The sequence below is a fragment of the Curtobacterium oceanosedimentum genome (assembly GCF_040545555.1).
In the GTDB taxonomy this organism is placed as follows: domain Bacteria; phylum Actinomycetota; class Actinomycetes; order Actinomycetales; family Microbacteriaceae; genus Curtobacterium.
In genome coordinates this window covers 185,025-207,122 of the sequence record NZ_JBEPMD010000005.1, presented here as the reverse complement: position 1 = coordinate 207,122, position 22,098 = coordinate 185,025, and the positions used below count along the sequence as shown (strand labels likewise).

The 22,098-nt window shown below is 71.6% G+C and carries 26 protein-coding genes; 11 read left to right on the top strand and 15 right to left on the bottom strand.

The features are described from left to right. Positions 1-148: 148 nt before the first annotated feature. From ABIC52_RS07485 to ABIC52_RS07465, 5 genes are all read right to left on the bottom strand, one after another. Positions 149-349 (bottom strand): DUF8462 domain-containing protein, encoded by a 201-nt coding sequence (locus tag ABIC52_RS07485; RefSeq protein WP_354027018.1) that lies wholly within the window; start codon positions 347-349, stop codon positions 149-151. A gap of 80 nt (positions 350-429) precedes the next feature. Beyond that, entirely contained in the window at positions 430-903 is a 474-nt protein-coding gene (locus tag ABIC52_RS07480; RefSeq protein ID WP_354027017.1) for a molybdenum cofactor biosynthesis protein MoaE, read from the bottom strand. Continuing rightward, positions 900-1,412: a MogA/MoaB family molybdenum cofactor biosynthesis protein gene (locus tag ABIC52_RS07475; protein WP_354027016.1), complete on the bottom strand. Its 513-nt coding sequence runs from the start codon at positions 1,410-1,412 to the stop codon at positions 900-902. Before ABIC52_RS07475 ends, ABIC52_RS07480 begins: the two co-directional genes overlap by 4 nt. Beyond that, complete coding sequence (gene moaC / locus ABIC52_RS07470) at positions 1,409-1,912, bottom strand: cyclic pyranopterin monophosphate synthase MoaC (protein ID WP_354027015.1); 504 nt, start codon at positions 1,910-1,912, stop codon at positions 1,409-1,411. The genes ABIC52_RS07475 and moaC overlap by 4 nt, the downstream gene beginning before the upstream one ends. Further along, positions 1,909-3,156 carry a molybdopterin molybdotransferase MoeA gene (locus ABIC52_RS07465; RefSeq protein WP_354027014.1) on the bottom strand — a complete coding sequence of 416 codons (1,248 nt, stop codon included), beginning with the start codon at positions 3,154-3,156 and terminating at the stop codon, positions 1,909-1,911. The genes moaC and ABIC52_RS07465 overlap by 4 nt, the downstream gene beginning before the upstream one ends. 116 nt (positions 3,157-3,272) lie before the next feature. Between ABIC52_RS07465 and ABIC52_RS07460 the strand changes: the two genes are divergently transcribed. The 6 genes from ABIC52_RS07460 (at position 3,273) to ABIC52_RS07435 (ending at position 8,007) form a co-directional block, all read left to right on the top strand. Continuing rightward, entirely contained in the window at positions 3,273-4,139 is an 867-nt protein-coding gene (locus ABIC52_RS07460; protein ID WP_354027013.1) for an MTAP family purine nucleoside phosphorylase, read from the top strand. Further along, complete coding sequence (locus ABIC52_RS07455; RefSeq protein ID WP_354027012.1) at positions 4,136-5,209, top strand: NAD-dependent epimerase/dehydratase family protein; 1,074 nt, start codon at positions 4,136-4,138, stop codon at positions 5,207-5,209. The genes ABIC52_RS07460 and ABIC52_RS07455 overlap by 4 nt, the downstream gene beginning before the upstream one ends. Before the next feature lie 383 nt (positions 5,210-5,592). Beyond that, positions 5,593-6,336, top strand: coding sequence for a glycosyltransferase family 2 protein (locus ABIC52_RS07450; protein ID WP_354027011.1), 744 nt, complete (start codon positions 5,593-5,595; stop codon positions 6,334-6,336). Beyond that, complete coding sequence (locus ABIC52_RS07445; protein ID WP_111226650.1) at positions 6,333-6,983, top strand: TIGR04282 family arsenosugar biosynthesis glycosyltransferase; 651 nt, start codon at positions 6,333-6,335, stop codon at positions 6,981-6,983. The genes ABIC52_RS07450 and ABIC52_RS07445 overlap by 4 nt, the downstream gene beginning before the upstream one ends. After that, the gene (locus ABIC52_RS07440) at positions 6,980-7,642 is read left to right on the top strand and encodes a methyltransferase domain-containing protein (RefSeq protein ID WP_126890248.1); all 663 of its coding nucleotides are present in this window, start codon (positions 6,980-6,982) and stop codon (positions 7,640-7,642) included. The genes ABIC52_RS07445 and ABIC52_RS07440 overlap by 4 nt, the downstream gene beginning before the upstream one ends. A 119-nt stretch (positions 7,643-7,761) precedes the next feature. Next, positions 7,762-8,007 (top strand): hypothetical protein, encoded by a 246-nt coding sequence (locus tag ABIC52_RS07435; RefSeq protein ID WP_126890249.1) that lies wholly within the window; start codon positions 7,762-7,764, stop codon positions 8,005-8,007. 155 nt (positions 8,008-8,162) lie between these two features. Here the strand turns inward: ABIC52_RS07435 and ABIC52_RS07430 are convergent, their stop codons facing one another. The 5 genes from ABIC52_RS07430 to ABIC52_RS07410 all read right to left on the bottom strand — a co-directional run bounded on the left by ABIC52_RS07430 (position 8,163) and on the right by ABIC52_RS07410 (position 10,241). Further along, the gene (locus ABIC52_RS07430; RefSeq protein WP_354027010.1) at positions 8,163-8,522 is read right to left on the bottom strand and encodes a hypothetical protein; all 360 of its coding nucleotides are present in this window, start codon (positions 8,520-8,522) and stop codon (positions 8,163-8,165) included. A 172-nt stretch (positions 8,523-8,694) separates the two neighbouring features. Further along, complete coding sequence (locus ABIC52_RS07425) at positions 8,695-9,036, bottom strand: contact-dependent growth inhibition system immunity protein (protein ID WP_126890251.1); 342 nt, start codon at positions 9,034-9,036, stop codon at positions 8,695-8,697. 171 nt (positions 9,037-9,207) lie between these two features. After that, positions 9,208-9,540, bottom strand: coding sequence for a contact-dependent growth inhibition system immunity protein (locus ABIC52_RS07420; protein ID WP_354027009.1), 333 nt, complete (start codon positions 9,538-9,540; stop codon positions 9,208-9,210). Between the two features lie 58 nt (positions 9,541-9,598). Next, entirely contained in the window at positions 9,599-9,907 is a 309-nt protein-coding gene (locus ABIC52_RS07415; RefSeq protein ID WP_126890253.1) for a contact-dependent growth inhibition system immunity protein, read from the bottom strand. A gap of 55 nt (positions 9,908-9,962) precedes the next feature. Beyond that, positions 9,963-10,241 carry a contact-dependent growth inhibition system immunity protein gene (locus tag ABIC52_RS07410; protein WP_354027008.1) on the bottom strand — a complete coding sequence of 93 codons (279 nt, stop codon included), beginning with the start codon at positions 10,239-10,241 and terminating at the stop codon, positions 9,963-9,965. A 692-nt stretch (positions 10,242-10,933) separates the two neighbouring features. Between ABIC52_RS07410 and pgm the strand changes: the two genes are divergently transcribed. Together pgm and ABIC52_RS07400 are read left to right on the top strand one after the other, a co-directional pair. Beyond that, a complete protein-coding gene (gene pgm / locus ABIC52_RS07405) occupies positions 10,934-12,553 on the top strand; it encodes a phosphoglucomutase (alpha-D-glucose-1,6-bisphosphate-dependent) (protein ID WP_126890255.1) in 1,620 nt (539 codons plus the stop codon). 245 nt (positions 12,554-12,798) lie between these two features. Beyond that, complete coding sequence (locus ABIC52_RS07400) at positions 12,799-15,222, top strand: MDR family MFS transporter (RefSeq protein WP_354027007.1); 2,424 nt, start codon at positions 12,799-12,801, stop codon at positions 15,220-15,222. Between the two features lie 321 nt (positions 15,223-15,543). Here ABIC52_RS07400 and ABIC52_RS07395 read toward each other — a convergent pair whose 3' ends face one another. After that, a complete protein-coding gene (locus tag ABIC52_RS07395; protein ID WP_354027006.1) occupies positions 15,544-16,440 on the bottom strand; it encodes a DNA-methyltransferase in 897 nt (298 codons plus the stop codon). Between the two features lie 44 nt (positions 16,441-16,484). After that, positions 16,485-17,774, bottom strand: a complete 1,290-nt coding sequence (locus ABIC52_RS07390; protein ID WP_354027005.1) for a hypothetical protein — start codon at positions 17,772-17,774, stop codon at positions 16,485-16,487. Positions 17,775-17,867: 93 nt separating this feature from the next. Here ABIC52_RS07390 and ABIC52_RS07385 point away from each other — a divergent pair, with 93 nt between their 5' ends. Next, entirely contained in the window at positions 17,868-18,152 is a 285-nt protein-coding gene (locus ABIC52_RS07385; RefSeq protein ID WP_126892428.1) for a GNAT family N-acetyltransferase, read from the top strand. 26 nt (positions 18,153-18,178) lie between these two features. Here the strand turns inward: ABIC52_RS07385 and ABIC52_RS07380 are convergent, their stop codons facing one another. From ABIC52_RS07380 to ABIC52_RS07370, 3 genes are all read right to left on the bottom strand, one after another. Then, positions 18,179-18,508 carry a hypothetical protein gene (locus ABIC52_RS07380; RefSeq protein ID WP_354027004.1) on the bottom strand — a complete coding sequence of 110 codons (330 nt, stop codon included), beginning with the start codon at positions 18,506-18,508 and terminating at the stop codon, positions 18,179-18,181. A 72-nt stretch (positions 18,509-18,580) separates the two neighbouring features. Further along, positions 18,581-19,630 carry a lipoate-protein ligase LplAB gene (gene lplAB, locus ABIC52_RS07375; RefSeq protein WP_250368369.1) on the bottom strand — a complete coding sequence of 350 codons (1,050 nt, stop codon included), beginning with the start codon at positions 19,628-19,630 and terminating at the stop codon, positions 18,581-18,583. An 83-nt stretch (positions 19,631-19,713) separates the two neighbouring features. After that, positions 19,714-20,583, bottom strand: a complete 870-nt coding sequence (locus ABIC52_RS07370) for an alpha/beta hydrolase (RefSeq protein ID WP_354027003.1) — start codon at positions 20,581-20,583, stop codon at positions 19,714-19,716. A 98-nt stretch (positions 20,584-20,681) separates the two neighbouring features. Here ABIC52_RS07370 and ABIC52_RS07365 point away from each other — a divergent pair, with 98 nt between their 5' ends. Next, entirely contained in the window at positions 20,682-21,818 is a 1,137-nt protein-coding gene (locus tag ABIC52_RS07365; protein WP_354027002.1) for an inorganic phosphate transporter, read from the top strand. A 10-nt stretch (positions 21,819-21,828) separates the two neighbouring features. Then, positions 21,829-22,098, top strand: coding sequence for a hypothetical protein (locus ABIC52_RS07360; RefSeq protein ID WP_126892423.1), 270 nt, complete (start codon positions 21,829-21,831; stop codon positions 22,096-22,098).

Sequence of the window (22,098 nt, the reverse complement as noted above, 5' to 3'; positions counted from 1 at the left end):
ACCGGGAGCACGTCGCGCCACGGGATTCCGCGGCGCGACGTGCTGCCGGTTGTGCAGCGGGCAGCAGCGCGGCGGGCTCACCGATGCGTGACCGAGGTCGCTTCGCCGGTTCGATCACCGCAGCGCTGACCGTGGGGACCGATGGGTGTCAGAGTTGCGGCGCCGGGAAGTCCGCCCAGCTGTCGGCGGGCCGGCGGTCGTCCCGCGGGTCGTCGTACACGAGGCTCCGGATGTACTGGTCGAGGTACGGGAGCGTGAAGGAGACGAAGCCGTGCCCCGCCCGCTGGACGTAGCCCGTGTCGATCAGCCGTCGCTTGTACACCTGGACGTACTGGTCGGACTCGCCCATCAGCGCCCGATCGTTGTTTACTTTATTTAGTTCACTGCGGGAGTGCCGGTGTCGCAGAGTGGGCGCGCACGCTCACGGAGTCAGAGGGCGGCGACCCACTCGTCGGTGCCGTCGGTGAACTCCTGGCGCTTCCAGACCGGCGTCCGCTCCTTCACGAGGTCGATCAGCGCGGCGCACGCGGCGAAGGCCTCGGCCCGGTGCGGCGAGGACACGGCCGCGGCGAGCGCCACGTCCCCGATGCGGAGCGCGCCGACACGGTGCAGCACGGCGACCCGGACCTCGGGGTGCGCGGCCGCGATCGAGCGGGCGACCTCGGCGATGACGTCACCCGCGCTCGGGTGCCGTTCGTAGTCGAGTGCGGTGACGCCCTTGCCCTCGTCGTGGTCGCGGACGACCCCGGCGAACGTGACGACGGCGCCGTCGCGGTCGGTGGTGACGGCTGCGGAGACCTCGTCGACGGTGACCACACGGTCGACGACGTCCGCGACGACGACCCGCTCGGCTGTCCCGTGATCGTCGGGCCCGTGGACGCCGGTTCCGCGGTCGCCGCTCACGAGGCGCTCCGGGGCGCGTGGCCCTCGCCGTGCAGCTGGGCGAGCACGTGGTCGAGCACGCCGTCCAGCACCGCGAGGCCGTCGGCGACACCACCACGGGACCCCGGCAGGGTCACGACGACCGTCCGACCACCGGCGATGCCCGCGACCCCGCGGGTCAGCAGCGCGGTCGGCCCCGCACCGGCGAGGCCGCGACGACGGATCTCCTCGGTGATGCCGGGCAGCTCCAGGTCGATCAGCGGAGCGACGGCCTCGGGGGTGCGGTCGGTCGGCGTGACGCCGGTGCCGCCCGTGGTGACGACGACCTTCGCGTCGGCGAGCAGCTCGACGGAGACGGTCTCGGCGATCGGGCCGCCGTCGGGCACGATCGTCGGCTCGGCGACGGTGAAGCCCCGCTCGCGCAGCCACGCGGCGATCACGGGCCCGGTGCGGTCGAGCGTCGGGTCGGTCGATGCCTGCGTGGAGACGACCACCACACCGGCTCGGCCCCTGGTGGGTTCGGACGTCATCGGTTGCTCCAGTCCCCCGAACGCCCGCCGTGCTTCTCGAGCACCCGGACGTCGGTGATCACGGCCGTGCGGTCGACGGCCTTCACCATGTCGTACACGGTCAGTGCCGCCACGCTCGCCCCGGTCAGGGCCTCCATCTCGACGCCCGTGCGCGAGGTGGTGCGGACCGAGACCTCGATGCGCACGCGGTCGCCGTCGCCCTCGATGTCGACCTCGACGCCCGCGATCGGCAGCGGGTGGCAGAGCGGCACCAGGTCCGACGTCTTCTTGACGGCCATGATCGCCGCGATGCGTGCGGTGCCGATCGCCTCGCCCTTGGGCAGCGAGCCGTCGAGGATGCGCTCGACCACGTCGGTGCGGGTGACGAGCGTCGCGGTGGCCGTGGCGGACCGGGCGGTGACGTCCTTGTCGGAGACGTCGACCATGTGCGCGGTGCCGTCGGAGCGGACGTGCGAGAGCTCGGCGTCACGCGCGCCGGCGGTCGAGGGGTCGTCGGTCATCGGAGGCTCCAGACGGTCAGCGGGTCCCCCGGTTCGACGGAGTCGGTGCCGAGGGGGACGTGGACGAGGTGGGTGGCTGCGGCGAGGTGCCCGAGCAGGTGCGAGCTCGGCCCGCCCACGAAGTGCACCCGCCCGTCGGCGACGCGGCCGCGTCGGACCTGGTGCTTGCCGACTGGCGAGGTCGCCGACTCGGCGGCCGGTAGCTCGGCGGTCGGGCGGTCCGGAGCGCCCACGGCTGCGGCGAGCACCGGGCGCAGGAACACCTCGAAGGACACGAGGGCGGACACGGGGTTCCCGGGGAACGCCACGACCGGGACCCGTCGACCGGCGAGCTCGACGAGTCCGAGGGCCTGGGGTCCGCCGGGCTGCATCGCGACCGGGGTGACGGCGAGGCCGCGCGGCTCGAGGACCTGGCGCACGACCTCGTACGCTCCGGCACTGATCCCACCGGTCGTCAGGACGAGGTCTGCCCAGTCGCCGACGGCCGACTCGAGCCCCGGGAGGAACGCCTCGGCAGCATCGCTCAGCTGCACGCGGCGCACCACGGCGCCGACCTCGGCCAGGGCCGCACGCAGCGAGACACCGTTCGCGTCACGGATGACCGCGCCCGCAGCGTCCGAGCCGTCGTCGTCCTGTGGGCCGCCGTCGGCGAGCTCGCTGCCCGTCGACACGACGAGCACCCGGACCGGGCGCAGCACGGACACCGCACCGACCCCCGCCGACGCCAGGGCGCCGAGGAGCGCCGGGGTCACCGGGGCTCCGACCGGCGCGAGCTCGGCACCGAGCGCGACGTCGCTGCCGACACGACGGACGAACGTGCCGGCGGTCGTGCCGTCCGGCACGGTGAGCACGTCGAGTCCCAGCGCCGCGGGGAACGCGCCCGGCGGTGACGCCTCGACCGGCACGACGGCGTCTGCGCCGTCCGGGATCCGCGCCCCGGTCATGATCGGCGCTGCGGTCCCGGGCGCGAGCGGCGCCGGGACGGCTCCGGCGGGGATCGGGTCGACCACCCGGACGCCCTGGCCGGCCTCGGCCGAGCGCACGGCGAACCCGTCCATCTGACTGTTGTCGAACACGGGCAGCGGGACGGGTGCGGTCACCGCACGCGCGAGCGTCCGGTACCCGCGACCGGCGCCGGCACCGTCCGCCAGGGCGTCGAGCGTGAGCACCTCCGGAGCGCGCGGAGCGAGCACGGGTGCGAGGAGCGCGGCGACCTCGTCGCGGTGCTGACCGATCGTGCGCACGCAGGCCTCCGAACATCGTGGGACGCCCCGTTCCCGGTCGACGCCGGAGGGGCGTCAGTAGCGTATCCAGGGCGCACCATGCGCCGAGGACATCCGGAGGACCTGTGGAGGACCACGTGACCACGACCGAACCTGTGGACGGAACGACGGCTCGCATCGGGGTGATCGGGGGCTCCGGCCTCTACCGCCTGTTCGAGGAGGGCACCGCCGACGAGATCACCGTGGACACGCCCTACGGCCCGACGTCGAGCCCGATCACGGTCGGCACGATGGCCGGCAAGCGCGTCGCGTTCCTCACCCGCCACGGCCGCGAGCACTCGGTCGCGCCGCACCTGATCAACCACCGCGCGAACGTCTGGGCGCTCCGGTCCATCGGCGTCCGGGCGATCGTGTCGTCCAGCGCGGTCGGCGGCCTGCACCCGGACTACGCCCCCGGCACGTTCGTCGTGACCGACCAGCTCATCGACCGCACCTGGGGCCGGAAGGACACCTTCTTCGAGGACCAGGTGCAGCACCTGTCCTTCGCCGACCCGTTCGACCCGGTGCTCCGTCGCGCTGCCGTCGACGCCGTCGCCGCGCTCGAGGTGCCGTTCCGGCCCACGGGCACGTGCGTCGTCATCCAGGGCCCGCGCTTCTCGACCCGGGCGGAGTCGATCTGGATGCGCGAGGCCGGCGGCCACACGATCAACATGACGATGACCCCCGAGGTGCCGCTCGCGGCCGAGCTCGGCATCGGCACGGTCAACCTGTCGTACGTCACGGACGCGGACGCCGGCCTGGCGCCCACCGAGGACGAGGCAGCTCGGTCCACCGAGGCCCCCGTCACCCACGGTGCCGTGATGGAGCGCCTGGCCCGCGCGAACGAGGTCATCGTCCGCGCCATCGGTGACGTCGTCGCCGCGCTGCCCGACGACTACACCCCGCGCGAGCTGGTCCCCGCCACGGCCAGCGAGAGCGTGCTGCGGAAGACGGTGGACGCATGAGCCGCCTGCTCGTCACCGGCGGCGCCGGCTTCATCGGCTCCGCGATCGTCCGCCGCGCCCTCGCCGAGGGCTACGAGGTCCGCATCCTCGACTCGCTGCGCGACGACGTGCACGGCGACCCCGCCGAGGTCGTCCGCGCCCACGAGCAGCAGGGCCTGTCGTTCGTGCACGGTGACGTCCGCGACCGCGCCGCCCTCGAAGCGGCACTCGAGGGCGTCGACGTCGTCTGCCACCAGGCGGCGAAGGTCGGCCTCGGCGTCGACTTCCAGGACGCCCCCGACTACGTCTCGTCGAACGACGCCGGCACCGCGCACGTGCTCGCGGGCATGGACCGGCACGGCATCGGCCGCCTGGTCGTCGCGAGCTCGATGGTGGTCTACGGCGAGGGCGCGTACGAGACCGCCGACGGCGAACCGATGCGACCGCCCGCGCGCCGACGCGAGGACCTCGACGCCGGACGCTTCGACCCGATCGGTCCCGACGGCCGTCCCCTCGTGCCCGGGCTGATCGACGAGTCCGCCGCCCTGGACCCCCGCAACGTGTACGCGCAGACGAAGGTCGCGCAGGAGCACCTGGCCTCGTCGTGGGCCCGCGCGACGGGCGGCACCGCGATCGCCCTGCGCTACCACAACGTCTACGGACCGGGCATGCCGTCGAACACCCCGTACGCCGGCGTCGCGTCGCTCTTCCGCTCGGCACTCGCCCGCGGCGAGGCACCGCGCGTGTTCGAGGACGGCCGACAGCGTCGCGACTTCGTGCACGTGGACGACGTCGCCGGCGCGAACGCCGCGTCGATCGCCGCGACCGCCGAGCTGCCCGCCGAGACCTTCCGGGCGTACAACGTCGGTTCGGGCGTCGTGCACACCATCGGCGACATGGCCGCGGCCATCGCCGGCCCCGACGGCCCGCAGCCGGTCGTGACCGGTGAGTACCGGCTGGGCGACGTCCGACACGTCACGGCGTCGTCCGACCGGATCCGGTCGGAGCTCGGTTGGCAGGCGCAGGTCGACTTCGAGCAGGGCATGCGCGACTTCGCGACCGCCCCGCTCCGTGCCGCCGTGCAGCGGTGACGCAGCGCGCGACGGACGACGCTGCCTGAGACTCGTCTCAGCCGACACGGCTCGCGCCTCTGGGCGCGAGCCGTGTCGGTCCGGCCGAGACTCGCCCGCCGGACCAGGGCGAGGACGGGGAAGCGCGGGCGAACACCGCACCGCCTACCTGCGCGAGCGGACCATCGACCGTACCCACGCCTCCCGGCCGTCCCCCGATCGCGGGACACGCCGTCCGGAGACCGCATCCGACACGCCCCGGGGGACAGGATCCTGTACCCCGCGGCGTGTCATCGTGTTACGTCGTGAGCATGGACCGAACCCCATCCGCCGGCGACCAGCCCGACGAGGACGCGACGCGCGCGACCGGAGATCGGCCCAGTCGCGGGAGCGACCCGCACCGAATGGACCACATGACCGTCGACGTGATCCTGCCCTGCCTGGACGAGGCCGACGCGCTCCCGCGCGTCATCGGCCGCCTGCCCGAGGGGTACCGCGCCATCGTCGTCGACAACGGCTCGACCGACGGATCCGCCGACGTCGCTCGCGCCCACGGCGCGACCGTCGTCACCGAACCGGTCAAGGGCTTCGGCTCGGCCTGTGCCGCCGGCGTCGCCGCCGCGACCGCCGAGTACGTCGCCTTCTGCGACGCCGACGCCTCGATGGACCCCGGCGAGCTGCCCGACCTCGTCGCACGCGTCGCCGACGGGCGGACCGACCTCGCCCTCGGACGCCGCGTCCCGACCACCCGCGGCGCCTGGGCGCCGCACGCACGCTTCGCCAACCGCGTGCTCGCCGTCCTGATGCGTCGCGCCACCGGCTACCGCCTCCGCGACCTCGGCCCGATGCGCGTCATGCGCCGTGCCGACCTGGTCGCCCTCGACCTGCAGGACCGCCGCAGCGGCTACCCGCTCGAGATGGTCCTGGCCGCACACGCGGCCGGCTGGCGGGTCGACGAGTCCGACATCGGCTACGCCCAGCGCGTCGGTGACAGCAAGGTCACCGGCACGCTCCGCGGCACGGTCAACGCCGTCCGCGACATGTCCCGCCTGCTGCGCGAGTACGGACGGGAGGCACGACCCCGCGTGGTCGCGCCCGGTCCGGCCCGCGACGTGGCCGGGTCCACCACGGAAGGAGCACGCTCATGACGGACGTCACGGTGGTCGTCGTGGCCAAGGAGTGCCTGCCCGGCAAGGTCAAGACCCGGCTGACGCCGGCCCTGACCCCGGAGGGTGCTGCCCGCGTCGCCTCGGCCGCGCTGGCCGACACGATCGAGACGGTGCGCGCCCTGCCCGCGTCGCGTCGCGTGCTGCTCTACGACGGCGTCGTCCTGCCCGAGGGCACCGACGACTTCGAGGTCCTGCACCAGGTCGGCGGCGGACTCGACGAGCGCCTCGGGGCGATGTTCGACGCGATGACCGGTCCGACGCTGCTCGTCGGCATGGACACGCCGCAGGCCTCGCCGGAGCACCTCGTGCCGGTCTTCGAGGACCCGGAGCGCGACGCGTGGTTCGGCCCAGCGGACGACGGCGGCTTCTGGTCGCTGTACCTCCGCGAGCCCGACGGTGCGCTGCTCCGTGGCGTCCCGATGTCCCAGGACGACACCGGGGCCGTGCAGCTCGCACGCCTGACCGACGCCGGCCTGTCGGTCGGCACGCTGCCTGCACTGCTCGACGTCGACACCGTGGCGGACGCCGAGCAGGTCGCCGCCCTCGCGCCGACCTCGCGCTTCGCCACGGCCTTCGCCGCCGAGCGCGACACCACCATGACCACGACGACCGGAGGTGCCCGATGACGATGCACGACACCGTCACGTTCGGCGCCGGCGGCGGCGAGCCGTACGCCCGCGCCCTGCAGACCGACGGCCACCTGCGCCTGACCGACCCGGACCGACCCGACGTCGAGGTCACGATGGACGTCGGCCGGTGGAGCGCCGCCGCCGACCGAGTCGACCGTTCGCTGCTCGAGGGCGCCGACGGCCCGGTGATCGACGTCGGGTGCGGTCCCGGACGCATGCTCGTCGCAGCCCGGGCGCTGGGTATCCCGTCGCTCGGTGTGGACGTCTCCGCCGAGGCCGTCGCGATCGCCCGACGCTCCGGCGGCACCGCGGTGCAGGGCTCCGTCTTCGACACCATCCCCGACGAGGGCCGCTGGGACACCGCGCTCGTGATCGACGGCAACATCGGCATCGGAGGCGACCCGGTCGCACTCCTGGCCCGCTGCGGCGAGATCGTCCGCGACGGTGGTCGCGTGGTCGTCGAGACGCACGCCGACCGCTCGGCCGACCGTGCGTTCACCGCGCACGTGGTCGACGTGGACGGCAACCGGAGCGAGGGCTTCCCGTGGGCCGAGGTCGGCGTCGACGCGCTGCTCCGGCACGCGGCCACCGCGGGGCTCAGCGCTCGGCAGAGCTGGACGACCGACGGACGGACGTTCTGCGAGCTCGTCGCCTGAACACACCTCGTTGTCTTGCATGATGCAAGACAACGAGGTAGCGTCGTGGGCAACAGCCGACGGCGCCCTGGTCGTCGGTCTGACGGCTGTGGCCCTCGGCACGACGACGAGGAGCACCCGTGCAGAACCGACAGAACCCCCTCGGCGGCGCGTACGTCTCCGGCCTCGAGCAGCGTGACGAGATCGGCGCCTACGCGGTCGAGGCCGCATGGCGCCCGGTCGGCAGCTACACCGGCACCGGTTCGGGCCGTGCACTCGGCCGGTTCGTGGACACCCAGTTCCGCCGCCCCGGCACCGCGACGTCCTCGACGCGCACCGTGACCGGGTCGCTGCGGACGGCGACCGGGTCGTTCCGGACCGCCTGAGCCGCCACTCCTCCAGACCGCGAGCGGTCGCCCACCCCGAGACGTCCCCCGCGTTCCCGGTGTGGGCGGCCGCTCGCTCTGTGCTCACCGGTCTGCGCTCACCGGTCGAGTCGTGGCTGCCGTGCGTCTCGCTCCGTCACCGGATACTGGATGAGCTACGGCGACCACTCGCCAGGATGACGCTGCGCCCACTCGAGTGCGCGCAGGAACCGAGCCTGGGTGGACGGTGCGGGACCCCAGAGCCATCCCGACGGCTCGTCGTTGTACGGGAACTCCCACATGAGGAGCCGATGGGTGACCGCTTCGCCGAGGTCGACGTGACGGAGGATGACCCGATCTCCGCACGGGTCCTCCTGTCGATCGTGGTCCTCCCACTCGAGCCCCGCGTCGTCGAGCGCGTCCGCGAACGCCTCGCACGTCGGAACCGCTGGCGCGTCCTCGTGAGCAACCTCGTCGAGGTGAGCGAACAGTTCCCTCCGCAATGCCGCAAGCCGCTGCCAGGAGTCGGCGGTCACGAGCGCCCCGACCAGCTGATCTCAGTCGCGGGATCAGACAACGGTCTCCCCCTCTGAAGGTGTCGAAGCCTTGGAACTTCCGCGCCGTGATGCTCGCCACAGCGGGGTCCGGCTCCGGCGAATTCCCCTCGCACCCCGACGGCGATGCGGCTGCGCTTCCCAGTTTCCCTCATCACTCCGCTTCCGACTGGACGTTGCGTGCTGTGCGGTCACGGAGTTCGAGCATCCACGACCGCGCTGACTGCCCGAGGTCGACCCGCGGCAAGAGACCCGTACCCACGAACCTGAAGAAACCGTCGACGTCGCTGTCGGTCGGCAACTCCCGCAGCAGGTAGTCCAGTTCGTCGCGGTACTGGACGTTCTCGGCCCGCGACACCTCGTCGAGGTCGTTGACGAGCACGGACTCGACATCCGGCCAGTCGAGGTCCCAGTCGTAGTTGAACTCAGCCGCCAAGAGCGATCTGAAGCCAGGAGCGCGCGCCGCGACGCTCCGGTAGTACTCGTGCTTGTCCATCCAGGTCCTCTCGCGTGTACATCGTGACGATCGAGTACGGGGCTGCCCGTCCGAAAGGGACTGCAACTCGACCCGCACGACGGATGCATCGCGCATCGGCGACGCCCGAGCCTGCGGCTCGATTTCATCGCCTCAAGGGGTCGGCCCGACGGTGTCGGTCGCGGAGGTCGCTCAGCCGGAGGCGTCGCCTCGCGCAACCAGCTCTCGCTCCAGCCGGACCTCGAAATCCTGCACCCAACCTTTCGGGCTCATGCCCCAGTCCGTCTCAGGCGAGAATCCAGAACCGAGCGAGAAGAGCAGCAAATCGATGTCGTCATCCGAACAGACCTGGTCGATCCGGCGAAGGTCCTTCAGCATGCTCCGTAGCTGATCGGTGCGTTCCCCGAGGACCGATGTAACGATCTCCTCTGCTGAGTCCCACTCATCGCGCCAATCCTGGTTGAACGCCCCGCCCATCAAGTCCGCGAAAGACGGCACTCTCGCCGCGAACTTCTCCATCTTCATGCATGCCTCTCGCCCCGGGTCCATCGGGAACTCGGCGTCTCGCCGCTGGGTCTGCTCTTCATGCATCAGCGTCGTGTGCGTTGATGCGTCGGACGAGACGGTCAACCCAACCGAGAGCGCTCACCTGCGCATCCACCTCCGGTCGGAAGCCACTCCCCATCGATTCCAACATGCCCACCACGTCGGCTTCCGAACAACTGTCCCGGATCTGCAGGAGCTCGGTCAGGAGCGCGCGTCGAGTTGCCGGGAACTCGTCAAGAGCCTCGGTCAACAGTTCGTCAACCGACGACCACTCGTCTTTCCAGTCTTGGTTGAAGGCGCCGCCCATGAGTGCGTCGAAGGCGGGGTACTGGGGTGACGCTTCCATGTGGATCCCTTGGGCCGGAGTTGCAGTCGAGTTCGATCGAGCGTGGGAGCAGGACTCAGGAGGCGAACCCCCGCACGACTTCGCGGGCAGATTCGAGCCAGGCGCGGACATCCCCACCGAAGTCGCGTCGGAAGTCGATGTCGACATTGAAGGAGAGGAAGAAGTCTTCGACATCCTCCGTCGTCGGAAGAGCCGCAAGGAGTCCATCGATCTCGTGCACGAGCGCTTCTCGCTCGGCCAGCGGGCGGTATGCGACGGCGAGTTCCAACGTCTCGTCCGCCGAACGGTCCTCGTACCAACCTTGGTAGAAGAGGCCTCCGATGACGTTGACCATCAGCGGAGCGCTGCGAGACAGAGTCTGCCTGTCCACTACTTCACCGTCCCATCGGGATCGGCACTGACGATGCGGAAGCCAGTCGAGTCGCCTGGCATGCGAACGATGACCACGCGGAGCGCGCGGATCTCGGAATTCCAGACCGCGCATCGCGCGTGCTCCAGAGAACACCCCGAGTGGGGCCGGCGGCCCGAGATGCCCGAGTCGACGACGCCGTCGACGCGCCCGCGGCTGGTCGAGAACCGCGCCGACCGCGGATGGCGACCGAGCACGACGGACCGGAGGCGCGCCTCCAGACCGTTTCGGACCACGTGGAGATCGTCCATCGCCTCCGACGACCCACCATGCATCTGAGCGTCTCGAAGGCGGACCGGGGACCGCGCTGGACGATCTGCACCCCGCCGAGTGCGCGCGATCCCGTGCAACGGAACCCGTGGGCGGCCAACACGTGCAGCGCCGCCCAGGACACGACCGCACCGCTCGCCGTGTGCAGCGTGGCGCCGTCGCCGGCCTGCACCTCGGCGAGCAGCGCTGCGTCCGCGCGGATCGCGTCCCCCCTGCGCTCGACCCTACCGCCGGCCGGTGACATGCCGCATGTCCTCCGAACGACCCGCAACTGCTCCCCGCAACGACGAGTGCGCATCCCGACGCGACCGTGAGCGCCCCGAGCCCCGCGATGCCAGGATGGGCCCATGAACGACCGCGCCGGCACCCCCGCGACCGCAGACGACCTCGTCGACCTCGACGCCCTCCTGGCCGCGTACCACGAGCGCGTCCCCGACGTGTCGATCCCCGAGCAGAAGGTGGTCTTCGGCACCTCCGGCCACCGCGGCTCCTCGCTCGACACCGCGTTCAACGACACGCACATCGCCGCGATCACGCAGGCGATCGTCGAGTACCGCACCGAGCAGGGCACGACGGGTCCGCTGTTCATCGGCCGCGACACCCACGCGCTCTCCGCCCCCGCCGAGCAGACCGCACTGCAGGTCCTCGCCGCGAACGGCGTCCGGGTGCTCGCCGACGCCGAGGACGGCTTCGTCCCGACCCCGGCGCTCAGCCACGCCATCATCAAGTACAACCGCGAGGAGCACGGCGACACCGCGGACGGCATCGTCATCACGCCGAGCCACAACCCCCCGCGTGACGGCGGCTTCAAGTACAACCCCCCGCACGGCGGCCCGGCCGACAGCGACGCCACGTCGTGGATCGCCGACCGCGCGAACGCGATCATCGCCGACGGGAACGCCGCCGTCCGCCGCCAGGACGAGACCGCTGCCGAGGGCTACGACTTCCTCGGCTCGTACGTCGCGGACCTCGAGCACATCATCGACATCGAGGTCATCAAGCGCGCCGGGGTCAAGATCGGCGCCGACCCGCTGGGTGGCGCATCGCTGCCGTACTGGGAGCGCATCCGCGACCACTACGGTCTCGACCTGACCGTCGTGAACCCCGAGGTCGACCCGACGTGGGCGTTCATGACCCTCGACTGGGACGGCAAGATCCGCATGGACCCGTCGAGCCCCTCGGCGATGGCCTCGGTGCTCGCCCACAAGGACGACTTCGACGTCCTGACCGGGAACGACGCCGACTCGGACCGCCACGGCATCGTCACGCCGGACGGAGGCCTGATGAACCCGAACCACTACCTCGCGGTCGCGATCGAGTACCTGTACGCGCACCGCCCCGACTGGCGCGACGACGCCGCGATCGGCAAGACGCTCGTGTCGTCGAGCATCATCGACCGCGTCGCGGAGTCGCTCGGACGCCGGCTCTGGGAGGTCCCGGTCGGCTTCAAGTGGTTCGTCCCGGGCCTGATCGACGGCTCCGTGGCCTTCGGTGGCGAGGAGTCCGCGGGCGCCTCGTTCCTCCGCAAGGACGGCACGGCGTGGACGACCGACAAGGACGGCATCATCCTGGCGCTCCTGGCGTCGGAGATCACCGCCGTCACCGGCAAGACCCCGTCGCAGCTGTACACCGAGCTCACCGAGCGCTTCGGCGACCCGGTCTACCAGCGCGTGGACGCCGCGGCGAGCAAGGAGCAGAAGGCCCGCCTGTCGAAGCTCGACGGCGACGCGATCACCGCCGACACCCTGGCCGGCGACCCGATCACGGCGAAGCTCTCGAAGGCCCCGGGCAACGACGCGGCCGTCGGAGGCGTCAAGGTCGTCACGGACAAGGCCTGGTTCGCCGCCCGCCCCTCGGGCACCGAGGACGTCTACAAGATCTACGCGGAGAGCTTCGTGGGCCAGGAGCACCTCGAGCAGGTGCAGCGTGAGGCGAAGGAGATCGTGGACGCCGCCCTCGGCGCGTAGTCCCCGACGACCGACCGAGGGCGTCACCGGATCCGTCCGGTGACGCCCTCGGCGTTCCACGACCGTCTCGTCCTGCCGGTCGGGCCACTCCTGCACACGCCCCGAGCACCCTGCCGATGTCCACAGGAACGAGGCGGATGGGAACAATCCGTTTGCGCTGGTTGTATTTTTGCAGTGCGCGCAACAACGCTCCCCCGCGCCCGGGTGTGAGCGACGCGCGAGCACCAGTACGCACGGGAGACCGAATGACCCAGACGGCTACCGCACCCGCGGCCCCCACCACGTCCTCGAACGCGGTGATGAACCACCGGCAGATCCTGCTCGTCATCTACGGGCTGATGGCCGGCATGTTCCTCGGCGCGCTCGACCAGACCATCGTCGGCACCGCCATCCGCACGATCGGCGACGACCTGCACGGGCTCGACCAGCAGGCCTGGGTGACCACGGCCTACCTGATCGCGTCCACGATCACGACGCCGATCTACGGCAAGCTCTCCGACATCTTCGGCCGCCGCCCGCTGTTCCTCACCGCGATCGGCATCTTCATCCTCGGATCGCTCGCCGCGTCGTTCTCGACCTCGATGCTCATGCTCGCCGGGTTCCGCGCGCTGCAGGGCCTCGGCGCCGGCGGTCTGATGTCGCTGCCGCTCGCGATCATGGGCGACATGCTCGCCCCGCGCGAGCGCGCCAAGTACCAGGGCTACTTCCTGGCCGTGTTCGGCATCTCCTCGGTGATCGGCCCGCTCGTCGGTGGCCTGTTCGCCGGCGCGTCCCAGATCCTGTTCGTCAGCGGATGGCGCTGGGTCTTCCTGGTCAACGTGCCGGTCGGCATCGTCGCGCTGATCATGGTGACGACGTTCCTGCACCTGCCGAAGTTCGGCGACCGCGGCAAGCCCCGCATCGACTGGTGGGGCGCCTCGCTGGTCATCGTCACCCTCGTGCCGCTGCTCCTCATCGCCGAGCAGGGCCGCGAGTGGGGCTGGGACTCCCCCGGCGCCATCGCCTGCTACGCGATCGGCGCTCTGGGCCTGCTGGCCTTCGTGATCGTCGAGCGCTCCATGGGTGACGACGCGATCCTGCCGCTCAAGCTCTTCGGCTCGCGGGTCTTCTCGATGGCGGCCGTCCTGTCCGTGCTCGTCGGCTTCGGCATGTTCGGCGCGATGCTGACCATCCCGCTCTACCTGCAGATCGTGAAGGGCGTCACGCCCACCGAGTCCGGCTTCGCCATGCTGCCGATGGTGCTCGGCCTGATGATCTCCTCGATCGCGTCCGGCCAGATCATCTCGCGCACCGGCCGCTACGGCGCCTTCCCGATCACGGGCACCGCGTTCACGGCGATCGGCTTCACGCTCCTCACCTTCCTCACCGCGGACAGCCCGCTCTGGTTCCTCATGCTCGGCATGTTCGGCATCGGGCTCGGGCTCGGGCAGCTCATGCAGACGCTGACCCTCGCGGCGCAGAACTCGGTCTCGCCGCGGGACATCGGCGTGGCCACGAGTGCGGCGACGTTCTTCCGCCAGATCGGCGGCACCATGGGCACCGCGGTGCTCCTGTCGGTCCTGTTCACGCTCATGCCGACGAACATCACCGGCGCGATGCAGAACGAGTCGACGCTCAAGCCGGCCCTCACCGCCGCACTCACCCCCTCGGTCGCCAGCGCGTCCGAGAACAAGGGCGTGATGGACCAGATCTGGTCGAAGATCGTCGACCCGGTGCAGCAGAACGTGCAGCAGGGGCTCGACAAGGGCGCCGCCGCCGCGAAGCAGGCCGCCGACCAGGCCGTGACGCAGCAGGTCACCGCGCAGGTGCAGCAGCAGGTCGCTGCCGGTGCGATCCCCGCCGCGTCGGTCGACTCGGTCATCGCCCAGCAGGTCGCCGCGAACAAGTCCGCTGCCGAGCAGCAGGCCCTCGAGACCGCCGCGTCGAAGGCGAACGCCGAGGTCGTCGACGGCACGCTGCAGATCGACTACAGCAACGCCGACCAGCGGAAGGCCGTGGTCGACGAGGTCGCGCCGAAGCTGGTCGACCAGCTGAAGAACGGCAACACGGCGGCGAGTTCGTCCGCCGGCTCCGCCACGAGCGACACGTCGTTCCTCAACGGTGCAGACCAGCGACTCACCCGTCCGTTCCTGGTCGGGTTCAGCCAGTCGGCCGTCGTCGTCTACTCCGTCGGCCTCGCCGTGATCCTGCTCGCGTTCGTCCTGACCTGGTTCTTCCGGGTCCCGCCGCTCCGCAAGGTGTCGGCGCTGCAGGAGCAGGCGAACGCGGCGAAGGGTGACTCCGACCGCCTGGCGGCGGACGCGCAGCAGGCGGCGGCGAACACCGGCTCGCTGGTCGCCCCCGACACGGGGTCGATGCGCGCGGTCCCGACCTCACCGGACGTCACGGTGCAGCAGCCGCAGGACCGGCCTGGAGGCTCCACCTCCCCCGCCACGCACCACGCCTCCGACACGGGTGCCGCCGACCGCGCCGGTCACGACCCCGAGGACGGCACGCGGGCGCCGCTCGCCGACGCGACCACGCACGGCGCGCACGCCGCGGCGGCACCGGTGGACGAGCCTCCGGCGACGACCGCGACCATCCGCACGCACCCGGCGCACGCCGCGTCGGACGGGGCCGCGCAACCGGACACGACAGCCGCGCACCACGGGCGACACTCCGCGGAGTAGTCCACCGAAGTCGCTGTGAGGCGACATCGTCGACGTCGTACGACGTCGACGATGTCGCCTCCGTCGTCCCGGCCCTGACGAGCCCGGCGCCGCTCAGTGCTGTCCGCGCTCCTGCTCCCGGAGCTCCACGGAGTCACCGGCCGCACACGCCGAGGTCGCGCTGATCGTGTCCCCGCCACCGAGGTCCGACGAGGTGAACGCGACGTTCGCGATCGCGGCGCCCCTGGCGTCGAGACCGGAGTAGCTGCCATCCCCGTCGGCGAAGCTCCGGGCGCAACGCGTCCGCCCCGATCCATCCTGGCCGCTCCGGGCGGCAGGCGCTCAGTCCTCCTGCGCGACCGGGGACACGACCGCCGAACCGACCGCCGACTCGACCGCTGCGTGCGGCAACCGCCGTCGCATCACGTCGACCGCCACCGGGTTGTCGTCCACGAGGACGAACCGCCGGCCCAGGTCGCGCGCGACCGCACCGAGGGTGCCGCTCCCCGCGAAGAAGTCGAGCACCCAGTCCCCCTCGCGCGACGACGCCTGCACCATGCGGCGGAGCACCCCCTCGGGCTTCTGCGTCGGGTAGCCGGTCTTCTCGCTGCCGGTCGGCGACACGATCGTGTGCCACCAGACGTCGGTCGGCAGCTTCCCGCGCTCCCGCTTCTCCGGCGTGACGAGCCCCGGCGCCATGTACGGCTCGCGGTCGACCGACTCGGAGTCGAACCAGTACCGCTCCGGGTCCTTCACGTAGACGAGGATCGTGTCGTGCTTCGTGGGCCACCGCGATCGTGACTTGGCACCGAAGTCGTACGCCCAGATGATCTCGTTGAGGAACGCGTCACGGCCGAAGAGCGCGTCGAGCAGCACCTTCGCGTAGTGCGCCTCGCGGTAGTCGAGGTGCAGGTAGAGCGTGCCGTCGTCGGTCAGCAGTCGCCACGCCTCGAGCAGCCGTGGCTCGAGGAACGCCCAGTAGTCCTCGAACCGGTCGTCGAACCGCATCAGGTCGCCGCGGATCCGTTCGTAGGTCCGACCCCGGAAGCCCGTGATCGTCCCGGCGTCACCGGCGGTCCGGCGTTTGGCGGTCACCGCGTGGCGCCGCTGCTTCCGGCCGGTGTTGAACGGCGGGTCGAGGTAGACGACCGTGAACGCGCCGTCGGGCAGGGTCGGCAGGACGTCGAGGTTGTCGCCGAGGACGACGAGGTCGGGACTCCGGGCGTCGAGGCTGCGCACCGCACCATCCTCCCCCGGTGCCGGGCGTCGTCGGACCGCGGGGCTCAGGACGCCTGCGTCGACCCGGTGTCGTCCGTCGACCGGCAGGTGACCCCGTTCGCGACGACGTCCGACGCACGGTGGGTGCCGCCGACGAACACGTCGGACGCCTTCCCGGCCCGCAGGGCGGTGACCACCGCGAGGTCGTGCGGCGAGTCCACCGTCCCGATCGACGCCGACACCCGGAACTGCACGGCCGCAGCGGCACAGTCGGCGGGTACCGTCACGGCGAAGGCGACGCAGTCCTCCTCGTCGCACCCGGCCGGCGCGTCGGCGTCGAGGTGGTCCTCGGCTTGCTGCGTCGCGGACACGCGGTCGGTGTCCGCCCCACCGTCGGTGACACAGGACACGTCGCCGACGTCGGAGAACGCTTCGTCGTAGTTCTCGACCAGGACGAGCGGCACGTCCGCGGTGAGCGCGACCGTGCGCTCCTCGACCCGGCTCGGTTCCTCGTCGTCCTCGCCCGCGAAGAACCCGACCGTGACGACCGCGGTGCAGCTCTCGTCGGTGTCGATCTCGTACGCGTCGCAGTTCGCGTCACCCGGCGTGGAGTCGCAGGTGCCCTCCCACTCGTCGTCGCCGGCCAGCCACGTCACGTCCGTGTGACCGTCGTCCGAGGACCACTCCGGCACCTGCGCGTCGTCGGGCCCGCCGAACCCCGGGTCCGCGGAGCCGAACGCCGCCGCAGCGACGTCCTCCACGGCGGGGACGAGAGGCAGGAGCGACATCGAGGTCCCCGCCACGAGCACGGCGGCCGCGACCCCGGCGGTGACGGACACCAGGACCCGCTGGACCCGGGCCACGAACCGCGAGGGCGGTCCCTCGACGAAGGGTCGGGCGGCCGGCACGGACCACGCGTCCGCCGCGTCCGCCTCTGCGGGCGGTCCGGAGGCGCGACGGGCGGCGGACCGGTCGCGGATCCGACCGAGCTCCGCCACCACACCGTCGGCATGCCGGGAGGCACCGACCACCCAGAGGGCGACACCGGCGATCAGCGGTGCCAGCGCCAGGACCGCCGGTCCGTCGACGGCCCAGAGGACGCCGACGACGAGGAAGGAGGCGAGCGTCACGGCGGCGCCGACGACGAGCGCCACGGTCGCGCCACGGGCCACCGAGCGGTGCAGCGCGCGCGTCGGCGCCCAGAACGTCCACCCAGCGGGCGCCGGCGGGAGCCCGTCGGCCGGGGTCCACCCGGCGGCGGGCTCGGCACCCTCGTACTGGTCCACCCACGCAGCGGACGGCGTCGGCCACCCCGGCGGAGTACGGAAGCGGAGGGAGGGCGTCGCGTCGGGCACGCCAGTGAGCGTAGTGTCCGGCGCGACCTCGCACGCCCCCACCTTCGGGGCGGCCACGGACGCCGGTCAGGGCTGCGGCGTAGCGTCGGCGCCATGGCATCACCCGAGGTCCGCAACGACACCGACGCGCAGCAGTACTCCCTGGTCGAGGACGGTGAGGTCATCGGCTTCGCGGCGTACGAGGTCGACGGCGACGAGATCCGCTTCACCCACACCGAGGTCGACCCCGCACACCGCGGTGGCGGACACGCATCGATCCTGGTCCAGCACGCGCTCGACGACGTCCGCGAGGGCTCCCTGCGCGTCGTCCCGCTCTGCACCTACGTCAAGGCCTGGATCGAGCGGCACCCGGACTACCAGGAGCTCACCTCCCGCTGACGCGGGCGCCGGCCGGGCCTGCCCGTTCAGTAGGTCCGGTCGAGCGTTCCCGGCCGGGCGTCGTGGCGGCCTCCGCCACGCACCGACGGCACCTTGATGAGCACGTTCCCGCTGAGCAGGTCGTGGTCGTCGTCGGCGGGCGTCGGGGCCTCCTTCGGGAGGCGCGACTGCCGCTCGTACTCGGCCTGCGTCTCGTGACGGGTCGGGGCGAACACCTCGTCCATCATCGCGCCGACACCGCCGGATCCGCCGCTGCGCGTGGCCTTGTTCGACAGGTCGATCCACCCCACGCGATCGGCGACCCACATCACGACGGCCGCCACGGCCACCGCCCCCAGGAGGATCAACCAGTTCACGGTCCCGACGCTACGTCAGTCGACCGGCCAGGACCTCCGCCGCGCGGATGATCCTGTCGATCCGAGGGCGGATCACGGGACCCGCTCGAGCCACTCCCGCGTCGCGAACTTCGTCTCGACGAGCTCTCGCGCCCGGGCCCGCTCGGCCTCGGTCACGTGGCCCTCGTGCGCCCCGTAGAGCTTCGTGAACGTCCCGATCAGTCGGTCGATGATCTCCGCGCGCGTGAGACCGGTCTGCGAGCGCAGCGGGTCGACCCGCTTGGCGGCCGAGGTCGTCCCCTTGTCGCTCATCTTCTCGCGCCCGATGCGGAGCACCTCGACCATCTTCTGGCCGTCCATGTCGTAGCTCATCGTCGCGTGGTGCAGCAGGGCGCCGGTGCCGAGGCGCTTCTGCGCGGCGCCGCCGATCTTGCCCTTCGTCGACGAGATGTCGTTGAGCGGCTGGTAGTAGGCCTCGATGCCGAGGGACTTCAGTGCCTCGATCACCCACTCGTCCAGGTAGGCGTACGAGTCGGCGAACGTCATGCCCTGCACGAGGTCGGTCGGCACGTACAGCGAGTACGAGATGATCGCACCGGCGTCCATGAACATCGCGCCGCCGCCGGAGATGCGGCGGACGACCTCGACGCCGTACTTGGCGGCACCGGCCGGGTCGACCTCGTTCTTCAGCGACTGGAACGACCCGATCACGACGGCGGGCTGGTCCCACTCCCAGATGCGCAGGGTCGGACCGCGGCGACCGGCGCCGACCTCCTCGGTCAGGACCTGGTCGAGCGCCAGGTGCTCGTTCGGGCTGATCGGCCCCTCGTGGACGATCTCCCAGTCGTACTCCTGCCACGTCGACGCCCGCGAGAGCGCGCGACGGACGGCGACCCCGACGGACTCGGGCGTGAAGCCGAGCAGCACCGCCCCCTCGGGCAGTGCCGAGCGGACCGCGGCCGCGATGCCCGCCGCGTCGGTCGTGGCGGGCAGGCCGTCCACGGCCTGGTCGATCAGCGGCAGCGCGTCGTCCGGCTCGAGGAAGAAGTCACCTGCCAGCCGGAACTCCTGGATGCTCCCGTCGACGACCTCGAGGTCGACGACGACCAGCTTGCCTCCGGGGACCTTGTACTCACCGTGCACAGGAGGAGCCTACGCCCGCCACCTGTCGGACGGGAGGCGCGGGGCGGCGCCGCCCCGCGCCTCCCGTCCGCCCTGACGTCGCGTCAGCGACCCACGTGCCGGTCGAGCCACGCGACCAGGTCGGCGATCACCTCGTCGCGGTTCGTCTCGTTGTAGACCTCGTGCCGCGCGCCCTCGTAGACGTGCACCTGCACGTCCGACAGCCGGCCGCGACGGCGGTACGCCTCGGCGAGCCGCTCCACCGAGCGGGGACCGCCGAGGGTGTCGTCGGACCCGACCTGCAGCAGCACCGGCAGGTCGTGCGGGATGCGCCGACGCGGCACCCCGAGCAGCCGGAGCGCGTCCGCGACGCCGAACAGCTTCAGGACGTCGGCCTCGACCGCGAGCGGGTCGGCCGTGATCGCCTCGATGACCGCCCGGTCGCGCGAGATCCACTCGTGCTTCGTCGGTCCGGAGCCCGCGTGCCGGGCGTTCAGGTCGCCACTGTTCATCCAGCCGGGCAGCCGGTAGGCCGTCGCGGAGAGCGCGACCCCGTCGTACCGCTCCGACGAGGTGTTCACGATCCGCTGCGCCATCAGCGACCCCCAGGAGTGTCCGAGGAGCACGAGTGGGACCCCCGGGTCCTGCTCGCGGGCGACGACGCTCATCTGTTCGACGGCCGCGATCGCCGCACGCAGGCCGCCGGGGCCGAGTCGCCCGAGCTGCGCGTGGTCGCCGTGCCACTGCGCGAGCCCGGTTCGGCCGTGCCCGCGGTGGTCGTTCGCGTGCACGGTGTACCCGGCGCGGACGAGGTCCTGCGCGAGCGGCTCGTACCGGAGCCCGTGCTCCCCGACGCCGTGCGCGATCTGCACGATGCCCTTCGGCCTGCCGGCGCGCCAGGTCGAGTAGACGATCTCGACGCCGTGCGCGTCGGTGAACGAGGAGTCCCCTCGGGCGGCGGAGAAGGTCGGCACGGGTCGATCCTCGCAGACGCACAGGCGGTGCAGGTGGTCCGCGGCGTGTTCATCCGGCGTTCACGCAGGCGGTTCGGAGCAGGCCTAGCGTCACGCCCATGGACGTCCTCGTCACCGTCGTGCTGGTGATCGTGGTGGCCCTCGTGTTCGACTTCACGAACGGCTTCCACGACACCGCGAACGCCATGGCCACCTCGGTCGCCACCGGAGCCCTGAAGCCCCGGACCGCCGTGCTCATCTCCGCCGTCCTCAACGTGGTCGGCGCGTTCCTGTCCACCGAGGTCGCGAAGACGGTCTCGCAGGGCATCGTCCGCGAGGGCCAGGACGGAATCCAGATCAGTCCGACCATGATCTTCGCGGGACTCGTCGGCGCGGTGCTGTGGAACCTCGCCACCTGGTACTTCGGCCTGCCGTCGTCGTCCACGCACGCGCTGTTCGGCGGACTCATCGGCGCGTCGATCATCGGTGCCGGCCTGGACTCGGTCGACTGGGCCACGGTCGTGTCGAAGGTCGTCCTGCCGGCACTGCTCTCGCCCGTGATCGCCGGCGTCATCGCGCTCGTCGCGACCTACCTCGCCTACACGCTCACGCGGAACGCGACGACGCACGGTGCCGCGACGGGCTTCCGGCACGGGCAGACGATCTCGGCGTCGCTGGTCTCGCTCGCCCACGGCACGAACGACGCGCAGAAGACGATGGGCGTCATCACCCTGACGCTCATCGCGGCGAACCTCCAGCCCTCCGGGACGGGACCGCAGCTCTGGGTGGTCCTGGCCTGCGGCCTCGCGATCGGCCTCGGTACCTACACGGGCGGCTGGCGGATCATGCGCACCGTCGGCAAGAAGATCTCGGACGTGCAGTCCCCGCAGGGCTTCGCGGCGGAGACGAGCTCGGCGGCGACCATCCTCGTGTCCTCGCACCTCGGGTTCGCGCTCTCCACGACCCACGTGACGAGCGGGTCGGTGATCGGGTCGGGACTCGGCAAGAAGCTCGCCGACGTGCACTGGTCCGTGGTCGGTCGGATCGTCGTCGCGTGGGTGATCACGTTGCCCGCGGCCGCGGTCGTCGGCGCGCTCGCCACCCTGGTCGCCTCGACGAGCACGATCGGCCTGGTGGTCGTCGCGGTGCTCGCCCTGGGCGGGGGCCTCTGCTTCTTCTTCCTCGCGCGGCGGAAGCCGATCACGAAGGACACCGTCAACGACGAGCAGCCGGCCGGCGAGCCGGTGTCGGCCTGAGGAGGCCCGGATGGACATCGACCTGAGCAGCATCGGCATCGTCGCCGGCGTCGGCTTCGTCGCCGCGGTCGGCATCGTGCTCGTCTACACGCTCGGCCTGCGGCTGCTCGGGACCGGCCAGCCCGTCGACGCCGGCGGCGAGCGCACCGAGTACCGGGAGGAGACCCCGCGGTCCGGGCACACGCCGCCGGCCGCCCTCGCCGGTGCCGTGGTGTGCTTCGCGGTGTGTGCCGCGGCGGTCCTGTACGGCATCTGGCTGACGATCCCGCAGTTCCACTGA

Bases quoted from the DNA above. Each gene is read 5' to 3' on its own strand.
- ABIC52_RS07485 (WP_354027018.1), bottom strand. From the start codon at position 349: ATGGGCGAGTCCGACCAGTACGTCCAGGTGTACAAGCGACGGCTGATC.
- ABIC52_RS07475 (WP_354027016.1), bottom strand. From the start codon at position 1,412: ATGACGTCCGAACCCACCAGGGGCCGAGCCGGTGTGGTGGTCGTCTCC.
- moaC (WP_354027015.1), bottom strand. From the start codon at position 1,912: ATGACCGACGACCCCTCGACCGCCGGCGCGCGTGACGCCGAGCTCTCG.
- ABIC52_RS07455 (WP_354027012.1), top strand. From the start codon at position 4,136: ATGAGCCGCCTGCTCGTCACCGGCGGCGCCGGCTTCATCGGCTCCGCG.
- ABIC52_RS07450 (WP_354027011.1), top strand. From the start codon at position 5,593: ATGGACCACATGACCGTCGACGTGATCCTGCCCTGCCTGGACGAGGCC.
- ABIC52_RS07445 (WP_111226650.1), top strand. From the start codon at position 6,333: ATGACGGACGTCACGGTGGTCGTCGTGGCCAAGGAGTGCCTGCCCGGC.
- ABIC52_RS07440 (WP_126890248.1), top strand. From the start codon at position 6,980: ATGACGATGCACGACACCGTCACGTTCGGCGCCGGCGGCGGCGAGCCG.
- ABIC52_RS07425 (WP_126890251.1), bottom strand. From the start codon at position 9,036: ATGGACAAGCACGAGTACTACCGGAGCGTCGCGGCGCGCGCTCCTGGC.
- ABIC52_RS07420 (WP_354027009.1), bottom strand. From the start codon at position 9,540: ATGAAGATGGAGAAGTTCGCGGCGAGAGTGCCGTCTTTCGCGGACTTG.
- ABIC52_RS07415 (WP_126890253.1), bottom strand. From the start codon at position 9,907: ATGGAAGCGTCACCCCAGTACCCCGCCTTCGACGCACTCATGGGCGGC.
- ABIC52_RS07410 (WP_354027008.1), bottom strand. From the start codon at position 10,241: ATGGTCAACGTCATCGGAGGCCTCTTCTACCAAGGTTGGTACGAGGAC.
- pgm (WP_126890255.1), top strand. From the start codon at position 10,934: ATGAACGACCGCGCCGGCACCCCCGCGACCGCAGACGACCTCGTCGAC.
- ABIC52_RS07400 (WP_354027007.1), top strand. From the start codon at position 12,799: ATGACCCAGACGGCTACCGCACCCGCGGCCCCCACCACGTCCTCGAAC.
- ABIC52_RS07385 (WP_126892428.1), top strand. From the start codon at position 17,868: ATGGCATCACCCGAGGTCCGCAACGACACCGACGCGCAGCAGTACTCC.
- ABIC52_RS07365 (WP_354027002.1), top strand. From the start codon at position 20,682: ATGGACGTCCTCGTCACCGTCGTGCTGGTGATCGTGGTGGCCCTCGTG.
- ABIC52_RS07360 (WP_126892423.1), top strand. From the start codon at position 21,829: ATGGACATCGACCTGAGCAGCATCGGCATCGTCGCCGGCGTCGGCTTC.